This window comes from Pseudoalteromonas sp. NC201, from assembly GCF_002850255.1.
Classification (GTDB): domain Bacteria; phylum Pseudomonadota; class Gammaproteobacteria; order Enterobacterales; family Alteromonadaceae; genus Pseudoalteromonas.
Window position 1 is genome coordinate 1,399,119 of record NZ_CP022522.1, and the last position, 18,214, is coordinate 1,417,332.

Below are 18,214 nucleotides of genomic sequence, written 5' to 3' on the forward strand. Positions count from 1 at the left end.
GAACGTAATGAGAGCCCCCGCTATTTGGCGCGCGTTACTAATTGGCATACTATGCTATCAACCTGCTATGGCATCGCAGGTTGATACTTTGCAACAGCTATTAGAACGGGTTGAACGAGTGAAAGCAAAACTTGCGATACAGCAAAGTGAGCGGGTGGTCTCTCGGGTTGATGTTGGTACGGAACTGTTTTTATCCGCTTATAAAGGAAATTTATATTTAGGTGAAGTGATCGCGGTGACGTCGGAACAAGGCGTCAATGTGGAACTCTTGAGCTTGTTTTCAGCTTTGGGCTTTGTGGTATCAGAAGATGTATCAGGAACTTTTGATGGCTGGTTCTTCGCACCTGAAAACACCTTTAGTCTTAATGCCAAAGCGCATTTAGTTGAGAGCAAAGGGCAGCGAACGCAATTGAGTGATAAGGAAGTTCAGGTTATCAATGGTGAGGTATTTCTCGCCGATTATATCGTTGCGACCTTATTCGATGTGAGCCTGTTTACCGATATACAGGATTTATCTCTTACGGTTAAAAGTAGGCTAATTCTGCCAATAGAAGCGCAGCAACAGCGATTAGGAAGAGAAGTTGTCAGGTTTGACCGCAATGCCAGCGCAACATTACCGTGGCGACCAAGTCCTTATCAAAGCATCGGTAAACCAGTGCTGGATGCTCAGATAAATGCGCAGGTGACTGAAGACATTAGTCAGACGTCTTATTCCCTTATTGGTTCGCAAGACATCGCCTATTGGCAAGCTCAGTATTTTATTGCTGGTAGAGAGGGAGATGTGATTAATCGCTCACGATTATCCCTAAACCGTGCTTCTAAAAAAGCCGATGTTTTACCGTTTGGCAACTTTACCAAGGTATCGCTCGGTGATGTACAGAGTGTTCAAGTTGGAGTTGATGCGCTAAATGAAGAAGGGCGAGGAGTGAACTTCAGTAACGCGCCGTTAGATAGCCGCACTAACCGTCAGCGTATTGTCATCTCAGGTCCTGTTCAGGTAGGGTGGGACGTAGAGCTTTATCGAAATGGATTGCTAATAGGGCAAGAAAATAATGTTCAATCTGGGCGCTATGAGTTTGAAAATATTGATTTACTATTTGGTGAAAATACCTTTGAACTGGTGATGTATGGAGGGCAAGGTCAAGTATCAAAAGAAGTGCAGACCTATTATGTTGAACAGAGCACCGTAAACGAAGATGAAGGCTTTTTTGCCGTATCAATTACTGAGACGGGCAAAAGTATACTGGGCGACAAGACTGCGGTATCAGGAGCATCAAGCTGGCAGGTAAATGGTCGATTTGACTACGGTCTTACTAAAAATTTTGCGGTGTATGCAGGCTTGCAGCATCGTCAAGGTGTAAAAAATAGCGCCTCAGAACAATACTTTTCTACAGGATTTAACACCAATATTAATAAACGACTATTACTGGATGTTGACTATAGTAAGAGCGAAGCGAACCAACGTCTCTCTGCAAATACTCGAACCCGTCTATTTGGCCAGCAGGTAGGTGCTAAATTTGAGCTAAAGGAAGATTTAGAACGGGATGAAAATGCGACCGAGATAAAATTAACGGCGGCGGGAGATTGGTCTCTTTTTGATGCCGCTAAAATTTACTATCGTGCTGAATACTTTCAGCTTAATAGAGCTAATATAGACACCACCGAGCAAGCGTCGCTGCTGTTTAGCACGGGGAATTATTGGGGCACTTTCAGTAACCAATTTGTGTGGCAAGCGCAGACAGATCAAGCCAGCGATGTGAGTGGCTACTTGCGCTGGCAGCGAAGGATTTTTGGGATATATAGTCGTTTTACTACTTGGTATGACATAAAACCTGCTAATGAAATTACAGCCGCTGAGCTAGAGTTGAGCAAAGCGCTAAGTCCTGAGCTTGCTCTTGGCATTACCTTATACAAAGACTTTGCTGCGGAATACTATAAAACCGAACTTGGATTGAGCTGGAACCATGATAAGTTTCGGTTGTTAACAGACTTGCAATACGATAACGATGATAACTGGCAACTAGGCCTCTCTGGACAAGTAAGTATTGGAGCAGGCGAAACCGTAGATCAGGTTTTTTTAACTGGCAAACGCTTGTCGCAGTTTGGCTCTTTGATGATTCGTGCTTTTATCGACCAAAATAATAACGGCTATCTTGACGATGGGGAGTTACCGCTGAAGGGGGTAACTATAAAAGCATTGCAAAACTTTGCACAAGGTAAAACTGACGACGACGGTGTGGCTCTATTACCCGCAATGGTTAATTACAAACGAACAGATATTATTGTTGACAAAGAAACGATCCCCGAACCCTTTTTAATTCCCGCTAACGATGGCTTTTCATTCACTCCAAGACCCGGTCATATTGAATATGTTGAAATACCATTTGTAAACTCGTCGGAAGTTGAAGGTATTGTTGAAATCAATGAGGGTACTGAGCGCCGACCTGCAGGGTTCACCACCGTTAGTTTACTTGATGAAATGGGTAACGAAGTCGCGCGCACTCAGACGGCATATGACGGCTACTATGTATTTACTAGTTTGAAGCCTGGGACTTACCGTACAGCGATAAGTGATGCGAAAAGGCTCGCGGTAGCCAGTACTCAACAGATAGAAGTGGAGTTAAGTGCAGAGGGAGACTTGCTGCTTGATGTAAATCACGAATTACAACGACAGCGCGCAACCACGCAAGAGTTTGCTGTAGTTGGACGCTTCAAGACATTAACGATATTAAAAGTGTATGCGGCGATTTTGGCTAAGCGTTATCCCGCGTTATTAAGCGGTGGTTTTGGGTATGCGCAACAAGAAGGCGACGCCACTTATTTACTTATATTAAGAGATGACACCACACAAAATGCGGCAAATATTTGCCAAAATCTACTTCCCTTCAAAGTTTCTTGCACGGTGGAAGCCTTAACTATTTATGAAAGAGAAAACAATGCAATCAATTAAGTGGCATCTCATTATGCTCAGTTTCGTTGCGTTAAGTGGTTGCCAAGCAACTGCGAGCAAGAGTCAACTTGACTCATTACAAATGAAGAAGCAGCTATCTTTACTGGAACAGCAGGTAAGCACCTTACAACAAGAAGTAGAACAGCTCAGAGCGCTAAAACAGCAGGTTGCTAAGTTTGAAGAAGTGCAGGAAGATTTAGATGTTATTGCGATGCAGCTATCAAATTCGCTTGCAAAGCAAAAGTATGCTGAGCTTTTAGCAGAGCAACCCGAGCAAGTGATAGAGCAAAAAACAAAGCCCACCGAGAAACAAGAACAGCCTGTCGAGATAGCTGAATTCGCAATTCAATTGGCCTCTACAACGGAATATACCAAGCTTAGGCAAACCTACGAGCAACTCAAGGATAAGTTACCGCAAGACTTTGCAACAAGCGAAGTGAATATCGAGCAAATAGATATTCAAAATACGAAATATTATCGGCTCAAATTAGGTGCATTTGCAGATAAGGCCTCTGCATACAAAGGTTGCCAGCAACTTAAGCGTGCAGGTTTAAGCTGTTTGGTTAGCCATTACACCAGTCATCGACTTTAAAACTTGGTGCGTATTTTGCATTTTATCCAATAAGTTTATCGTGGGCTTGGTGAAATGAAATATCTAGCACTCATAGTGATTATGTTGTTGGCAGGGTGTACAAACAGCCAACAGGTCGGCAAAAGAGAAGCGACCCAGCAGCAAGAAATCTTACCTGACTTAGATGGGTTTGGCGCTCAGTTAGCCGCGGAACTCGGGCGGTATGTACGGCCGTTCAAGCCGAACTCAACGGTTGCTGTGACAAGTTTTTTTAAGGCTAATCAGCTGGATGATACCGTTGCTGGGCAAGGTTCAGGCTTGAGCGTGGCCTTGCAAGAATCCCTCATGACCCATTTAAGTCAAATGGGGGCAGATGTCGTGGAATATCGACTCAGAAACGCTTTATCTTTACAAAGTTCTGCCGATAGTATGTTAAGTCGAGAATTGAATGTGCTGAATCAGCGCCAGAAAATTGACCTCGTGGTGGTCGGGACAATCGTAGAAAGTCGGGATATCTATTTGGTCAATGCGCGTCTGGTCGATACGTTACATAATCGAGCCGTCTCAGCCGCATCAATCAGCATTCCAAAAGCTGTTATGTGGGGTACGGAGCGTGTCACAAATCGTGACGGTCAGATTATACGAAGCCAATATTAGTGGAGATGAAAGTAATGAAAAAAGTATTAAGTTTGGTTTTGCCGCTTTCATTGATGGTTGGCTGTGCTCAGAGTAACTTTTTTGCGGTGGATAATGCTCAGGCTGAGCCCGTGCGTAATGGCTTTGAAAAATCTTCGATGTATCAAAGTAATCCAAACGGTATGAAACAATTCTCTGTTTCTCAGCAAATGGCTGGTAAAAATGTCACTCACTATGTCCAGTCTATTATGCAAGACATGGTTGCAAACTTGAAACACGTGAATGAGAAAACGCCGGTAGCAGTGACAAGCTTTGTATTTTTAGATAAAGAATTTGATAAAGGTTCCTTGCTGGGTAACCAGTTGGCTGAAAGCTTTATCCATGAGCTTCATGCATTTGGGATCCCTGTTGTGGACTTTAAAACAACAGACTATATCCGGGTGACACCTGAAGGCGATTTCATTTTTAGCCGTGACTTTTTAGAGCTATCTGACGACCATCCTTTTTTGTATGTGCTAGGTGGTACTTTGGTGAATCATCAGGGCGGGGTTATGGTTAATGCCAGAGTGGTTGGGCTTAGAAGTAAAAGTGTCGTGGGTTCTGCTCAAGGCTTTTTACCGCAAAACGTAGTTAACGCCCTACAAGATGGTGCGGCATACGATGGCATTCGTATAGAGCGTGCGAACTAATTCGGAGGCGATGATGAAAAATGTAGTGCTATTCGCGACGACACTTGCATTACTCGGTGGCTGCGAAATGACAAAACAAACGGCTTCCGAACCTACAGAAACGCAGCAATCCGACATGGAAATATTGTATGCCATGATGGAAGAGCAAGAGCGTAATGAAGATTCACAAGCCTCGGTATTGCAAGATATTGGTTTCGTTAGCTATCGTCATCGCAAAGAAATTGCTAACTACGCCAATCAAATTGCGTTGGAACTGTCAGATACTGTATTAGGGCAAAAGCCTGAGTCGATAGCGGTAGCCAGTTTTGTCAACTTTAATGAATCATTAAGGGATACAAACCAGCTAGGAAACCAATTGGCTGAGTCCTTAATGCATCAAATGCAAAAGCTGGGTTATCAAGCGTTAGACTTTAAAGCATTGGGGAAAATTGAAGTGACATCCAGTGGTGACTTGACTTTTTCGCGTAAAGCAAGCCGCTTGAAAAACACGCAATCTCCCAGCCATTTGCTCACAGGCACTATGGTTTACCGTCCACGAGGCGTGGAGGTAAATGCAAGATTGTTAGAGTTTAACACTAACTTAGTGATCGCAAGCACGGTGGTGACCATCCCGTATTTTATCCTTGATGATCAGGCAACCGCTGCAAGGTAGTACTTCAAATAGCGGTTTTTAGAAGAAAATACCGTTTAGGTTTTATTAAACGAAGAACTATCCTACTTCTTATTCACACCTCAAGTGAAGTAACTGATAGCGCAGTAGTGGGTCTTAACTGCTGCGTATTCACCTACTGAGCCAGCTCATTTATTACCGCGAATAAATTGACTATTAACCTTTAAAAGTTCATTAAGATCAGTATACTAAAGCGAAGTCACTGAGATGCAGTACAACAGAGAATCAACAATTCTCGACTTTCATTGGTATTAAGTACCGCAGATCCCGCTAGTGAAGGTCAAAAAAGGCGATTGTTATCTGACTTTAGAGATTGTCCCCATAGTTTAATGGATAAAACAAGGCCCTCCTAAGGCTTAGATGTAGGTTCGATTCCTACTGGGGACGCCATTGGTATCACTTTTGCGTGGAATTACCAAAGTAAATGGGCGGCGGAAGCATGATGTAGAGTGTGTAAAGTCGTCGAAAATCTTGTCAGCGTCATAGGTAGTCTTAACCTTACAGTTCAAACTCATTTTCATTTTCTATTTGAATTTCAACCAAATCATTAATTTGCACATTGTGAAGTGGGCGATTACTGATATTTACCGCAATGGCGTTTTGCGCATTCACCTGGATCACTTGCAGTTTATTAATGGTTTTAATTTGATGCATAAATATTTTACCATCGATATTAGTCAGCGGATTACTATGCGCTACGTTAAGGATCTGGCCATTCTCTAAGCCATGCATGCGGCCCAAATTAATAACGACTTGTTCATCATCGATATGTAGGATTTTGCCGTTGGTTGGTAAGCAGGCCACCGCTGCGTTTAAATCAGTTGCGATTTGTGTCAGCGTGGTTTGGATCTCATCAGCATAATCTGTCTGCCAAAAGCGCTCACTGTACACATCAATTAATTTGGTCTTCTTAAACGGCCACACGCCTTGAGTGGCATATTGCTTTTGCCACACCCTTTCATGAGAAAGTGCATCAAACAGCGCAAAGTCTACCTTGAAGCTTCTTAAATATTTATCACTTTGCCAAAATGCGAAGTCGCTATTAAGTTTATCGACACCTGCAATATCAGTAATTTGACTCAGTAATACAAATTGGCTGTTCGTATTTGCCGTAATGGTCTCGATTAGCTGTTCATTATAATCAAACCGCTGGCTGAAAAAGCGGTTAACGTCTATGGTCTGTGCGAAATAAGGAACAGGTTCTAAGCTCAACTTTTGTTCAGACATTGTCTGGTATAGGCGCTCGCTCACCGCTTTATTTATGTCAAAAATTTGACCTAGTGTTGCTTGGTGTTTATTTTTTAACTGACTTTGTGTGACTGCAACCTGTTTGTCGTAAGCACTAGTAGGGCACTGAGCACTCTGTGGGGTAATATCGATATGTAATGTCACCTGCCATGAGTCACCAACTTTTGCTTCAGCAATTACGTTGGCACTTTGGATTTCAGCATTTGAGCGGATCTTAAGTTGATCTTGGGTGAGTACACCATCGGTGACGGTTTGCACACTACTCACCGAAGCGCCAGAAAACAGCAAAGCTTGTGTGATGGCGTCATTTACCGCCTTTCTTTTGGCTTTTTGATGGTCGCCATTTTTAACGTCAGCTATGCCGGTAACTTCAAACCATTCAGCATAAGCTGGATGAACCAGGGTGATACACAACAGTGATAGACTGGTCGCGAATTGCTTTTTCATGTTTAAATGCCCAGATCAAAAACTACTCTTCAACTCAGCAATACCTGTGCCAAATTTTGGCAAGGTTCGTGCATAATCATACATTATGAAAGTTAATTTTATTTCTTGCCAATACTCAATGAAACCACGACAACCCTTGCGAGACCAAGATGTTGGGGAAGTGCTTAATTTTGATTGGTATATATTGTAGCGGAGTGTGGTGAAATGCGTATCACTAATTCTATCAGTTCAGTTGTTATGGTTTGTTCGCTAGCAGGGCTCAGCGGCTGTTCAAGCCTCGTTGATAAGCATATTGAATATGAAACAGTGCAACCGGAAACTTTTCCTGTTTTACGGGCTGTGGGGTACGCTCCTTTGAGTGCTCAGCCGGGTAAAACTGCGGGTGAGAAGCAGCTAATGGCCATTAAAGTGTCAAAATTAGAAGCGTATCGTGAATTGGCTGAGCAACTGTATGGCCAGAATTTGACATCCACTATTACGGTAAAAGGAGCGGTTGCGCAAAACGACGGTCTTAAGAGCCAAGTAAATGGACTTGTTCGTGGGGCTAAGGTGCTGAAAAGTTACGCAGTTGGTGATACTTACGCGACGGAGTTAGAGCTTGATATGAAACGCGTTTATGATTTGTATATTACTCAAGTCAAGCCGCAGAAAATTAAGAAGATATCTTATAGCTTTAAGTAAGCACTCATCACATATCGCTTACTTAATGCGCTTCACTTCGATTGTTCTTCAATACTAAAATACGACAGGCGTGGCTACGCCTTTAGGTTACGTACCAATTCACTGTCGCTACTTTTCACGCTGCCATCTTGACCATATGTAATCGAAGTTGGTGCGCCAATTAAGATCCCTTTTAGTTCACGTGTGCTTACATTAGCCTGATGAGCCGTTTTAGCATTGATTTCATTTTTGGTTTGGCACTCACTGAGTAGTGCTCGCACTTTAGCAACGAGCGGGGCTACTTCACTGCTTTCAAAGACGTGAGACTCAGTTTTTGACAATTCATTGTCGAGCTTTTGCAGTTTTGAAATGAGAGTTAGCTTTTCACGAGCGATTTCTTTTAAGTTGTCGCCACGCCGAGACGCGAGCTCGTCAAGCTCACGAGCCAGAAGCTGGGTCATCGCTTCTAGCGTCGAGATTTGTTCTGAAAGTTTGTGGTGGCAGAGCCGAACCAAATCATCCATATATTTCGAACTCAAATGCAGCTATGTTTTTGGCTAGTTTTTCCGCGTCAACTTGATACTTGCCTTCTGCAATCGCTTTTTTCAGTTCTTCGACTTTCTTGTCGTCAAAGCCTGATGACTGCTGCGCTTTTTCGTTGACCGTTTTCAGCTGTTGCGCTTGTGGAGTCAGGCTCACTGAATCCGCAGCTGCTTTCGGTGTAGCTGGTGATTTAACTGACGCACTATTAGCATCATTTCTTTGCAATTCAGCCTTCTGTTGCTTAACATTATTAGCAACGGATGTAGACTGATTCTGACCGTTAACTTGATTAACCATGATTGTAGACCCAATAAAATTATACTCTCAGCCTTGTTATCGGCGTTTAATAGTATTACTTTAGCAAATTTTTTATAAATTCACCTCTACTGTTTCCACTTCTATTACTCTAGCACGTAAGGTTTTGCCAGAGCGAGCGTTTTTAATATTAATAAGTTCACCACGGTTGCCATCTTGCTGCGCTTCTCCTTGAGTTTTGATCACAAGCCCACCTGATTTAGCAATAATCGTCACCGTATCGCCTTTGCAGACCATACAAATATGAGCCTGAGTAAAGGCTTGACCTTCTCTGATATTACGTTTGCTTCTACTGCCTATTAGTATCGACTTATCTTCTATATAGGAAACTCTACGAAAACGTTTCGGCTGATACTCTATTTTCACATCGCCATCCTGAATAACACGGCCTTTTTCTAACATGGTCGCGCTAACTAAAATAGGGAAGAGGTGATCGATACGCACGTGGACGTATTGAGTCCAGCTGAGGGTATCGTTGCATCTAATTTGTACTGTCACTTGAGTGTCAAAAGGCGGAGTCATTGCTGTACTATATTGCAACGGCGATTGACAATCCCTTGCTGGAATTCTTGAATCAAGTGGTATAGCAGTTAGTGATAGCTGGCTGTCGGGATCTTGCTCTACATTTGGTTCAACAAATTCTATTGCGCTTTGTTCTAAAGTTTTGTTGTCATATTGCTGACAATAACCATAGTCAACGCCTATAAAATAAGCGAACAAACAAAAAAACTGAATGTAATGGGTTTTTTTTAACAAACTCATGATGTTTCGACTATGCTTATGGGGTGAAACAAGGTATAAAGATTCTGCTTTAATAACTGCACCTAATCAAGGGTGGTAAACCATATCAGAGTCGAAGCAAAGATCGTTCCGATTAGCGGTTTATACAGTAGGAGATTGAAATGGCAGGTATTTTAGACTCGGTTAACCAACGTACACAGCTGGTTGGACAAAACCGTCTCGAGCTATTACTTTTTCGACTTCAAGGTCGACAGCGCTTCGGCATTAACGTTTTCAAAGTCCGAGAAGTGCTTCAATGTCCAGCATTGACAAGCATGCCCAAGTCAAACCCTTTGATTCGAGGGGTTGCTCATATTCGAGGCCAAACAATATCCGTAATTGACATGTCACTTGCGGTTGGTGGGCCTCCTATTCAAGATATTCGCAATTGTTTTATTGTAATTGCGGAATACAACCGTTCAGTTCAAGGCTTTTTAGTCAGTGCGGTAGAACGCATTGTGAATATGAACTGGGAAAAAATAATGCCCCCGCCATCTGGGGCAGGCCGTTATTCCTATTTGACAGCGGTTACAGAAATTGAAAACGAGCTAGTTGAAATATTAGACGTAGAAAAGATCCTCAATGAAATTTGCCCGATCAACACGGAAGTCAGTGCTGACATTGTCTCTGATGGTGAAATGCAAAAAGATTTAGGCGAACGTATTGTCTTTATCGCTGATGACTCTGCGGTTGCTCGTAATCAGGTCAAACGTGCATTGGAGCCATTAGGTGTTCAGACTGAGCTGGCAAAGAATGGTAAAGAAGCACTTATCAGGCTTCGTGAAATTGCCGAAATGGACTGTCAAAATAATGTCACCGAGCGAGTTGGGCTATTGATTTCTGACGTTGAAATGCCAGAAATGGATGGTTATACGCTAACGGCTGAAATAAAAGCTGATCCAAAATTAGCGCCATTGCATGTGATACTCCATACTTCACTGAGTGGTGTATTTAATCAGGCCATGATTGAGAAGGTTGGCGCTGATGATTTTATTGCTAAGTTTAACCCAGATGAATTAGCTTCAGCGGTTAAAAAATGGGTTCATTGTGATTAAAGCTGGTGGTAGCACTTGGAAAATAAGCATTTAGAGCAAAAAGAGTACGACCAATTTAGAACCTTTTTGGAGCAACAGTGCGGTATTGTACTGGGTGACAATAAATTGTACTTGGTCAAAAGCCGACTCGCTCCTCTGATGGCTCGCTTTGGTGTGGAAACACTATCGTCTTTAGTAGCTAAAACACTCAGTCCCCATGAGCGGCAATTGCGTGCCGCTGTGGTGGATGCGATGACAACGAATGAAACACTTTGGTTTAGGGATACTTATCCGTTCGAGCTAATTAAATCGAAAATCTTACCAGAGTTTAAAGACTTGAGACGTCCAGTTAAGATTTGGTCGGCGGCAAGTTCATCAGGACAAGAGCCATATTCAATTGCGATGTCTGCGAGTGAATATGTGAGTAAAAGCCCAGGCGCGCTGAAAATGGGTGTTCAGATCGTCGGTACAGACATTTCTAACACGATGCTTGATATGTGTAAGAATGCTGAATATGACGCGTTGGCGTTGGCGAGAGGGTTGTCGCCTGAGCGCAGAAAGAAGTTTTTTATGGATAGCGGTAATGGAATGGCTAAGGTAGTTGAACCTATCCGTAAAATGGTCAGCTTTAGACATTTAAACTTGCTAGATTCTTACGCGTTGATGGGTAAGTTTGATGTTATTTTCTGCCGTAACGTCCTGATCTATTTTTCACCTGAAGTGAAAGCCAAAATCATTTCGCAATTTGCTCAGTCGTTAAACCCGAATGGCTATTTGTTTTTAGGGGCGTCGGAATCGATGGCGGGGTTGAGTGACGACTTTAATATGATCCGTTGTAATCCTGGGATTATCTATCAGAAAAAGACTTAATACTCACATATAGCGGCAGGGATAGTCGCTATAGCTAGTATTTGCAATGTGTAACGTAATTCTAATAACCATCTCCTACCTTTTAGCCTCAAATTGCTTCAGCCAAGTTGTCAATTATTCGAATATTTGCTCTTATTTACGTTACCGACTCAACATTGATTCAAGTTTAATTATTCCAAAAATATAGTTTAATTGTATGAAATTTAAGGGATAAATTTAACCTTAAAACTGGCCTAAAGATTGCTTTGTCATACCTGAGTCAATTTTTTGGAGTCAGATAATGGCAATTAGTTTCGATAAAGCGTTGGGTATACATCAGCATACTATGCTGCTTCGCTCACAACGCGCTGAAATTCTAGCAAGCAATATCGCAAACGCAGACACTCCAGGATACAAAGCTAAAGATATCGACTTTGCTAGTGCTTTGAAAGCGGCAAAGACAATGCAAAGAAGCGGCAATGATATGGTTAGAACAGATGCAAAACACCTCAGTGGTGGTACTAAAATGAGTAACTCATCTGAACTATATCGTTCGCCAAATCAAGCAGATACAGGTGATGGTAACTCAGTAGATATACAAGTGGAACGAAATTTGTATGTACAGAATGCATTAGAGTACCAAGCCAGTTTGCAATTTCTTGGTGGTAAGTTCAGTGGCCTTAAGAAGGCACTCGGCGGACAAGGGGCATAATTATGAGTTTATATAACGTTTTCGATATTGCGGGTTCAGGGATGAGTGCACAGAATGTGCGACTAAATACCACCGCAAGTAATATCTCGAACGCAAACTCAGTGAGTTCTAGTCAAGATAATGTTTATCGCGCTAGACACCCTGTATTTGCCGCTGAACTTTCCAAAGCTTCAGCTTCCCAAAGCAATGTCGCGGGATCGTCAGTTGGAGTAAAAGTATTAGGTGTGGTTGAGAGCGATAAGCCGCTTCAAGTTGAATATAACCCAAACCACCCAAGTGCTGACGCAAATGGCTACATTTATAAACCGAATGTGAATGTGGTAGAGGAGATGGCAAACATGATTTCTGCTTCTCGCTCTTACCAAACCAATGTTCAAGTTGCAGATGCTGCAAAGCAAATGCTTAGTAAAACATTGCAACTAGGCCAGCGCTAAATTGGGAGTAACAGCTGATGAGTAATAATGTAAATGCCACTTCTTCAACGGGTGTAGATTCACTCTACTGGGACAGGCAGAAACAGGCCGAGGAGAAAAAGCCCAGAGATGAGCTATCGCAAGAAGATTTCTTCTCGCTGCTTACTCAACAGCTCTCTTTCCAAGATCCAAGTAAGCCTGCGGACAACGATCAAATGATCGCGCAGATGACAAGTTTTACCATGGCCGAGGGGATCTCAAAGTTAAATGAGAACTTTGACTCGTTAGCTGCATCGATGACTTCTAACTCGGCGCTTCAAGCATCAACGCTGATTGGTAAGAAAGCATTACTCGAATCAACGACGTTAGAACATGGTGACGATGCACTTACAAAAGGTTCTGTGATTGTACAGGAACCAGTTCAGAATCTATCAGTGGGTATCTATGATGAATCTGGAGCGCTTGTAAAGACGCTTGAATTTGGCGAACAAAGTGTGGGCGCTGTGCGATTCGATTGGGATGGTAAAAATAAAGACGGTGAGATGATGCCTCCAGGTGAATACACCATAAAAGCGGAGGGTATGATTGAAGGTGAATATCAAACTTTACCGTCGGCCACATTTAGAAATATAGACAGTGTTAATGTTAATGGTGCTAACGGCATCGTCATTAATACCAAAGAAGGCGCGGTGCGCTTAACTGATATTGCTGAAATAGCATAGTAGTTTTAAAGAATTAACCTTAAGAACTTAGAGGTGAGAGTATGAGTTTCAATATAGCACTGACAGGTATTGCCGCCGCGCAAAAAGACTTGGACGTAACAGCAAATAACATTGCTAACGTGAACACGACGGGTTTTAAAGAGTCTCGCGCAGAATTTGCTGATGTTTACGCGTCTTCGGTTTTTAGCTCTGGCAAAACGAAAAATGGCGATGGTGTACAAACTACCATGGTTGCACAGCAGTTTCACCAAGGATCATTAAAGTTTACGCAAAACTCGCTAGACTTGGCGATTGAGGGCGAAGGCTATTTTGCCATGTCAAACTCGCTCCAGTCACAAGATTTCACCTATTCTCGAGCGGGTGCATTTAAGCTCAACAAAGACAACTTTATCGTGAATGCTAAGGGTGATTACTTGCAAGGCTTTCCAGTCGATCCATCTACAGGTGATACCACGTCTTTGAGTTTAAGCACAACATCACCCGTTCAAATTCCAGATGCATCAGGTTCTCCTCGTGCAACATCGCAAATCTATACCTCGTTTAACCTAGATGCGACTGCGCAACCACCTACGATTGCTTTTGATCCTGAGCAACGTGCCTCATATAATTCAAGAACAGCAATTACGGTATATGACTCGTTGGGTGAATCACATACATTGCAGTTATTCTTCAGAAAAACAGCGGATAATGAGTGGTCTACTTACGCAACAATGGACGATAAACCTTTTAACCATAATGCGCAGCAAATTGATCCAGCAGCAACACCACCTGTTCCTTATACGCCAGTTAGTGTGTTCCGTTTCGATGCTAGCGGTATTCCATCACAGACGGCTGCCGATCCTTCAGCTACGCCGCTTGTTTTTAACAACAATACTGGCTCGACATTTAACCCCTTAAGTCTTGCTGGACCTCAAGATGCAGTTGACCCAACTATCGGTATGTCAAACTTGCTTGATAACGGTGCAACTTTTCCGAATGATATTGTTGTTAACTGGCGTGATGAAGCAAATACTGCTCAAAAGCTACCAACGCAATATTCATCAGGTCGATTTGAAGTCAAAGCATTGGAACAAGATGGTGCGACCGTCGGCCGTTTAGCAGGTATTGATATTGGTACTGATGGTAAAGTTGTGGCTTCATATACTAACGGCGACTCAACGTTCTTAGGGCAAGTCGCGCTAGTACGCTTCCCGAATTCTCAAGGCCTTCAGGCGATTGGTAATACTGAGTGGAAGAAGAGCCTATCTTCTGGTGAGCCACTTGCAGGCGAGCCAAACACAGGTACTCTCGGTGGTATTAGTTCATCTGCGTTAGAGCAATCGAACGTCAACCTCACAAACGAGTTAGTTGACCTTATCAGCGCCCAACGTAACTTCCAAGCGAACTCTCGAGCGCTTGAGGTTAACTCAACATTACAACAAAATATATTACAGATCCGATAATATATTATGCCCTCCAAAGGCTGCTACAAAGGCAGCCTTTTTTATGTCCGTCAAAAACATCTCGTCACTTTGGCACTGTGCTTGCATTAACTAGACTAAGTTTGAATTTTATAGGTCATCGTCATGGATAAAATGGTGTATATCGCAATGTCAGGCGCTAAGCAAAGCTTACGTGGTGTGGCACTTAAGGCGAATAACCTTGCTAATGCCAATACGACTGGCTTCAAAGCAGATTTTGCTCAAGCGCGCTCAATGCAGGCGTTTGGTGAAGGGCTACCTACACGGGTTTTTGCTATGCAAGAACGCCCAGGGACCAATATGACCGGTGGCGCAATCGTTGAAACTGGCCGTGAGCTAGATATTGCAGTAGATGATAAATCATGGATCAGTGTTGTTGATGCCTCGGGTGAAGAAGCTTACACCAAAGTCGGCACGCTCAATATTCGTAATGACGGCGCGTTGGTCACAGCTCATGGGCGTCAACTTATTGGCGAAGGTGGACCTATTGTCTTACCTATCCCCGTTGATAAAGTGGTGTTTAGTGACGATGGCTCTATTCAAGTGCGTCCACAAGGCGCTCCTGCTAACTTTCTTGAAGTGGTTGATCGGCTGAAAATTATTGAAGCAGATAATAATAAGCTGCAAAAAGGCAATGACGGCCTTTATAGACCAAAAGAGGATAAGCTAGAAGATGGGATCTGTGGCTTTTGTGAAATATCACCAACCGCAAAAGTGATGAGTGGCTTCTTAGAGATGTCCAACGTCAATCCCGTTCATGAGATGGTGGATATGATCAACCATCAAAGACAATTTGAAATGCAAATTAAGCTGATGAAAACAGCTGAAGAAATAGATGAGCGACACACTTCGCTCCTACGCATAGTTTAAGAGTGAGGTAGAGATCATGAATCCGGCATTGTGGATAAGTAAAACAGGCTTAGATGCTCAGCAAACTGATATTTCAGTTATTTCGAACAACTTGGCGAACGCCAGTACCGTCGGCTACAAAAAGAGTCGGGCGATATTCGAAGACTTATTATATCAAAACATCAATCAGCCAGGTGGCCGCAGCTCTCAAGATACAGAATTACCGTCTGGTTTGATGCTTGGTGCAGGTGCCAAAGTAGTCGCCAACCAAAAGAACTTTTCTCAAGGTAATATGTTAAGTACCGAAAACTCTTTGGATTGGATGATCCAAGGCCCGGGCTTTTTTGAGATTCAGATGCCAGATGGCACAACTGCGTATTCAAGAAACGGTCAGTTCACGACGGATGAAGAAGGTCGAATTGTTACCTCAGGTGCGGGTTTTCCTGTGTTACCTGAGATGAACGTACCCGACGATGCACAGTCAATTACTATTTCTCAAGATGGTGAAGTATCGGTGCGCGTTGCAGGACAAGCTGAAAACGTTGTTATCGGACAGTTGACGATCAGTGACTTTATTAATCCATCAGGTCTTGAACCGATTGGACAAAACTTGTACACAGAAACTGCGGTAAGTGGTGCACCAGTACAAGGTAATCCAAGCGTTGAAGGGCTAGGTAAGATTGTGCAAGGCGCACTTGAAACGTCAAACGTTAATGTGACCGAAGAGCTTGTAAATCTAATTGAGACACAACGCGTGTATGAGATGAACTCAAAAGTGATTTCAACGGTAGATCAGATGCTGAGCTACATTAATCAACAGCTGTAATTGGGTAGGGGGTATTATGCGTGCATTATATTTAGCCATCGTAACGGTCGCTGCATTATCTGGATGTAGTACAACACAAAATAAAAATGTGGTGCGTGACGATCCGTATTATGCGCCTATCTATCCCGAGGATAATCAAGCCCAAATGGTGGCAACAGGGTCATTATTTAATACGCAGTTTTCCAATGATCTTTATGCTGACAAAAAAGCGTTAAGAGTCGGCGATATTATTACCATCGTACTCAGAGAAACGACTCAGGCGACCAAAGCTGCAAATTCTGAGCTGGATAAATCCAGTGATTCGAGCTTAGACCCTGTGATTGGTCTTGGTGGCAATGCCATCAATATCGGAAAGGAAGCGATACAGTTTGGTGCTAAATCCAGTTCTTCTTTCTCTGGTGATTCGAAGTCTAATCAGTCAAATAGCTTATTCGGGAATATATCGGTCAATGTAACCCGAGTATTGCCTAACGGTAATTTAGTGATCCGCGGTGAAAAGTGGTTAACCCTCAATACTGGCGAGGAATTTATTCGCTTAGAAGGGTTGGTAAGACCTCAGGATGTGACCGCAGATAACACTGTTGAGTCTAATCGAGTGGCAAATGCCAGAATTCAATATTCAGGTAAAGGTGACCAACAAGAAGTGCAAAGTGCAGGTTGGTTAACGAGTTTCTTTATGAGCGCGCTGATGCCGTTTTAAGGTGCTGAAAATGAACAATATGCTTAAGAATATTTTGCTTATCGGTGCGGCCATTACGTTGGTTGGTTTTTCTTCTTTGGCTTCTGCTGAGCGAGTTAAAGACGTCAGTATGGTTGAAGGTGTTCGTTCAAACCAACTGGTTGGCTACGGCCTAGTTGTAGGCTTGCCTGGTACCGGTGAGCAAACCAGATTTACCGAGCAAAGCTTTAAAGCGATGTTGAATAGCTTTGGCATAACGATGCCCGCAAGCTTAAAGCCAAAAATTAAAAATGTTGCGGCTGTTGCGGTTCACGCAGATCTGCCACCTTTTGTTAAGCCCGGCCAAACCATTGACGTTACCGTTTCATCTATTGGTAGTGCTGGTAGTTTACGAGGCGGTACTTTACTTCAGACCTTTCTAAAAGGGGTCGATGGTAACGTATATGCAATTGCGCAAGGAAGTTTGATTGTTGGTGGTTTGGGTGCTGATGGTGCCGATGGGAGTCGAGTTGTGATCAATACGCCGACTGTTGGTCGGGTGGCAAACGGCGCGACAGTGGAGCGAGCGGTACCGAGTCCGTTTACTCAGGGTGATTACATTACCTTTAACTTGAATAGACCAGACTTTACTACTGCAAAACGCTTGGCCGATACTATCAATGGCCTTGTTGGACCAAATAGTGCAAAACCTATGGATGCAGCCTCAGTTCGAGTAATTGCACCAAGAGATCCGTCTCAGCGCGTTGCGTATTTATCTACGCTAGAGAATCTTGAATTCAAACCAGCGGATACCGCTGCGAAGATCATCGTTAACTCGCGCACTGGCACTATCGTTATCGGCAAAAATGTCAAGTTGCAGCCTGCGGCAATTACTCATGGCGGCCTTACCGTAACAATTGCTGAGCAGCAAAATGTGTCACAACCTAATGCGCTGGCGAATGGCGAAACAACAGTGACGCAGCAAAGCATTATCGACGTAAATCAGGATGACTCTCGAGCGTTTGTGTTTGACCCAGGCGTGAGTCTTGATGACTTGGTTAGGGCAATTAACCAGGTTGGCGCAGCACCTGGCGATTTAATGGCGATCCTTGAAGCGCTAAAAGAAGCAGGCGCGATAAATGGTCAATTAGTCGTCATTTGATGTTCCATTATTAATCAACT

The 18,214-nt window shown here is 43.2% G+C and carries 20 protein-coding genes and 1 tRNA gene; 17 read left to right on the plus strand and 4 right to left on the minus strand.

What is annotated here, in order from left to right; genetic code table 11:
- The first annotated feature begins 7 nt into the window (after positions 1-7).
- The 6 genes from PNC201_RS05650 to PNC201_RS05675 all read left to right on the plus strand — a co-directional run bounded on the left by PNC201_RS05650 (position 8) and on the right by PNC201_RS05675 (position 5,906).
- The gene (locus tag PNC201_RS05650; protein WP_233525221.1) at positions 8-2,950 is read left to right on the plus strand and encodes a hypothetical protein; all 2,943 of its coding nucleotides are present in this window, start codon (positions 8-10) and stop codon (positions 2,948-2,950) included.
- Entirely contained in the window at positions 2,937-3,542 is a 606-nt protein-coding gene (locus PNC201_RS05655) for an SPOR domain-containing protein (protein WP_102056449.1), read from the plus strand. Before PNC201_RS05650 ends, PNC201_RS05655 begins: the two co-directional genes overlap by 14 nt.
- A gap of 81 nt (positions 3,543-3,623) precedes the next feature.
- Positions 3,624-4,178 (plus strand): FlgO family outer membrane protein, encoded by a 555-nt coding sequence (locus tag PNC201_RS05660; RefSeq protein ID WP_233525246.1) that lies wholly within the window; start codon positions 3,624-3,626, stop codon positions 4,176-4,178.
- 14 nt (positions 4,179-4,192) lie between these two features.
- Positions 4,193-4,846: a FlgO family outer membrane protein gene (locus PNC201_RS05665; protein WP_017218092.1), complete on the plus strand. Its 654-nt coding sequence runs from the start codon at positions 4,193-4,195 to the stop codon at positions 4,844-4,846.
- Positions 4,847-4,856: 10 nt separating this feature from the next.
- Positions 4,857-5,498, plus strand: coding sequence for a FlgO family outer membrane protein (locus PNC201_RS05670; protein WP_233525222.1), 642 nt, complete (start codon positions 4,857-4,859; stop codon positions 5,496-5,498).
- Between the two features lie 333 nt (positions 5,499-5,831).
- Positions 5,832-5,906 (plus strand) — tRNA-Arg (locus tag PNC201_RS05675).
- Positions 5,907-6,014: 108 nt separating this feature from the next.
- On the opposite strand, the gene PNC201_RS05680 is transcribed toward PNC201_RS05675, so the two are convergent.
- Positions 6,015-7,211, minus strand: coding sequence for a flagellar assembly protein T N-terminal domain-containing protein (locus PNC201_RS05680; protein ID WP_102056452.1), 1,197 nt, complete (start codon positions 7,209-7,211; stop codon positions 6,015-6,017).
- Positions 7,212-7,415: 204 nt separating this feature from the next.
- Here PNC201_RS05680 and PNC201_RS05685 point away from each other — a divergent pair, with 204 nt between their 5' ends.
- Positions 7,416-7,892, plus strand: coding sequence for an LPP20 family lipoprotein (locus PNC201_RS05685; RefSeq protein ID WP_010606298.1), 477 nt, complete (start codon positions 7,416-7,418; stop codon positions 7,890-7,892).
- Between the two features lie 74 nt (positions 7,893-7,966).
- On the opposite strand, the gene flgN is transcribed toward PNC201_RS05685, so the two are convergent.
- From flgN to flgA, 3 genes are all read right to left on the minus strand, one after another.
- Entirely contained in the window at positions 7,967-8,395 is a 429-nt protein-coding gene (flgN, locus tag PNC201_RS05690) for a flagellar protein FlgN (RefSeq protein ID WP_102056453.1), read from the minus strand.
- A complete protein-coding gene (gene flgM, locus PNC201_RS05695; RefSeq protein WP_010369298.1) occupies positions 8,388-8,711 on the minus strand; it encodes a flagellar biosynthesis anti-sigma factor FlgM in 324 nt (107 codons plus the stop codon). The genes flgN and flgM overlap by 8 nt, the downstream gene beginning before the upstream one ends.
- A 72-nt stretch (positions 8,712-8,783) precedes the next feature.
- Positions 8,784-9,491, minus strand: a complete 708-nt coding sequence (gene flgA, locus PNC201_RS05700) for a flagellar basal body P-ring formation chaperone FlgA (protein WP_102056454.1) — start codon at positions 9,489-9,491, stop codon at positions 8,784-8,786.
- A gap of 140 nt (positions 9,492-9,631) precedes the next feature.
- Here flgA and PNC201_RS05705 point away from each other — a divergent pair, with 140 nt between their 5' ends.
- The 10 genes from PNC201_RS05705 (at position 9,632) to PNC201_RS05750 (ending at position 18,194) form a co-directional block, all read left to right on the plus strand.
- A complete protein-coding gene (locus PNC201_RS05705; RefSeq protein ID WP_010606301.1) occupies positions 9,632-10,564 on the plus strand; it encodes a chemotaxis protein CheV in 933 nt (310 codons plus the stop codon).
- Positions 10,565-10,579: 15 nt separating this feature from the next.
- Positions 10,580-11,413 carry a CheR family methyltransferase gene (locus PNC201_RS05710; RefSeq protein ID WP_010369291.1) on the plus strand — a complete coding sequence of 278 codons (834 nt, stop codon included), beginning with the start codon at positions 10,580-10,582 and terminating at the stop codon, positions 11,411-11,413.
- Between the two features lie 280 nt (positions 11,414-11,693).
- Positions 11,694-12,104 (plus strand): flagellar basal body rod protein FlgB, encoded by a 411-nt coding sequence (gene flgB, locus PNC201_RS05715; RefSeq protein ID WP_010369289.1) that lies wholly within the window; start codon positions 11,694-11,696, stop codon positions 12,102-12,104.
- Between the two features lie 2 nt (positions 12,105-12,106).
- On the plus strand, positions 12,107-12,538 hold the full coding sequence (gene flgC, locus PNC201_RS05720) for a flagellar basal body rod protein FlgC (protein ID WP_010606302.1): 432 nt from the start codon (positions 12,107-12,109) through the stop codon (positions 12,536-12,538).
- Positions 12,539-12,555: 17 nt separating this feature from the next.
- Positions 12,556-13,239 (plus strand): flagellar hook assembly protein FlgD, encoded by a 684-nt coding sequence (locus PNC201_RS05725; protein WP_010369284.1) that lies wholly within the window; start codon positions 12,556-12,558, stop codon positions 13,237-13,239.
- A gap of 41 nt (positions 13,240-13,280) precedes the next feature.
- A complete protein-coding gene (gene flgE / locus PNC201_RS05730) occupies positions 13,281-14,681 on the plus strand; it encodes a flagellar hook protein FlgE (RefSeq protein ID WP_102056455.1) in 1,401 nt (466 codons plus the stop codon).
- Positions 14,682-14,804: 123 nt separating this feature from the next.
- The gene (locus PNC201_RS05735) at positions 14,805-15,569 is read left to right on the plus strand and encodes a flagellar basal body rod protein FlgF (RefSeq protein ID WP_102056456.1); all 765 of its coding nucleotides are present in this window, start codon (positions 14,805-14,807) and stop codon (positions 15,567-15,569) included.
- Between the two features lie 16 nt (positions 15,570-15,585).
- Positions 15,586-16,374, plus strand: a complete 789-nt coding sequence (flgG, locus tag PNC201_RS05740; protein WP_010606305.1) for a flagellar basal-body rod protein FlgG — start codon at positions 15,586-15,588, stop codon at positions 16,372-16,374.
- A 16-nt stretch (positions 16,375-16,390) separates the two neighbouring features.
- Complete coding sequence (gene flgH, locus PNC201_RS05745) at positions 16,391-17,074, plus strand: flagellar basal body L-ring protein FlgH (protein WP_010606306.1); 684 nt, start codon at positions 16,391-16,393, stop codon at positions 17,072-17,074.
- A 19-nt stretch (positions 17,075-17,093) separates the two neighbouring features.
- A complete protein-coding gene (locus PNC201_RS05750) occupies positions 17,094-18,194 on the plus strand; it encodes a flagellar basal body P-ring protein FlgI (RefSeq protein ID WP_010606307.1) in 1,101 nt (366 codons plus the stop codon).
- Positions 18,195-18,214: the final 20 nt, after the last annotated feature.

Excerpts from the sequence above, each read along its gene's own strand:
- PNC201_RS05650 (WP_233525221.1), top strand. The coding sequence starts at position 8 with ATGAGAGCCCCCGCTATTTGGCGCGCGTTACTAATTGGCATACTATGC.
- PNC201_RS05655 (WP_102056449.1), top strand. The coding sequence starts at position 2,937 with ATGCAATCAATTAAGTGGCATCTCATTATGCTCAGTTTCGTTGCGTTA.
- PNC201_RS05660 (WP_233525246.1), top strand. The coding sequence starts at position 3,624 with ATGTTGTTGGCAGGGTGTACAAACAGCCAACAGGTCGGCAAAAGAGAA.
- PNC201_RS05665 (WP_017218092.1), top strand. The coding sequence starts at position 4,193 with ATGAAAAAAGTATTAAGTTTGGTTTTGCCGCTTTCATTGATGGTTGGC.
- PNC201_RS05670 (WP_233525222.1), top strand. The coding sequence starts at position 4,857 with ATGATGAAAAATGTAGTGCTATTCGCGACGACACTTGCATTACTCGGT.
- PNC201_RS05680 (WP_102056452.1), bottom strand. The coding sequence starts at position 7,211 with ATGAAAAAGCAATTCGCGACCAGTCTATCACTGTTGTGTATCACCCTG.
- PNC201_RS05685 (WP_010606298.1), top strand. The coding sequence starts at position 7,416 with ATGCGTATCACTAATTCTATCAGTTCAGTTGTTATGGTTTGTTCGCTA.
- flgN (WP_102056453.1), bottom strand. The coding sequence starts at position 8,395 with ATGGATGATTTGGTTCGGCTCTGCCACCACAAACTTTCAGAACAAATC.
- flgM (WP_010369298.1), bottom strand. The coding sequence starts at position 8,711 with ATGGTTAATCAAGTTAACGGTCAGAATCAGTCTACATCCGTTGCTAAT.
- flgA (WP_102056454.1), bottom strand. The coding sequence starts at position 9,491 with ATGAGTTTGTTAAAAAAAACCCATTACATTCAGTTTTTTTGTTTGTTC.
- PNC201_RS05705 (WP_010606301.1), top strand. The coding sequence starts at position 9,632 with ATGGCAGGTATTTTAGACTCGGTTAACCAACGTACACAGCTGGTTGGA.
- flgB (WP_010369289.1), top strand. The coding sequence starts at position 11,694 with ATGGCAATTAGTTTCGATAAAGCGTTGGGTATACATCAGCATACTATG.
- flgC (WP_010606302.1), top strand. The coding sequence starts at position 12,107 with ATGAGTTTATATAACGTTTTCGATATTGCGGGTTCAGGGATGAGTGCA.
- PNC201_RS05725 (WP_010369284.1), top strand. The coding sequence starts at position 12,556 with ATGAGTAATAATGTAAATGCCACTTCTTCAACGGGTGTAGATTCACTC.
- flgE (WP_102056455.1), top strand. The coding sequence starts at position 13,281 with ATGAGTTTCAATATAGCACTGACAGGTATTGCCGCCGCGCAAAAAGAC.
- PNC201_RS05735 (WP_102056456.1), top strand. The coding sequence starts at position 14,805 with ATGGATAAAATGGTGTATATCGCAATGTCAGGCGCTAAGCAAAGCTTA.
- flgG (WP_010606305.1), top strand. The coding sequence starts at position 15,586 with ATGAATCCGGCATTGTGGATAAGTAAAACAGGCTTAGATGCTCAGCAA.
- flgH (WP_010606306.1), top strand. The coding sequence starts at position 16,391 with ATGCGTGCATTATATTTAGCCATCGTAACGGTCGCTGCATTATCTGGA.
- PNC201_RS05750 (WP_010606307.1), top strand. The coding sequence starts at position 17,094 with ATGCTTAAGAATATTTTGCTTATCGGTGCGGCCATTACGTTGGTTGGT.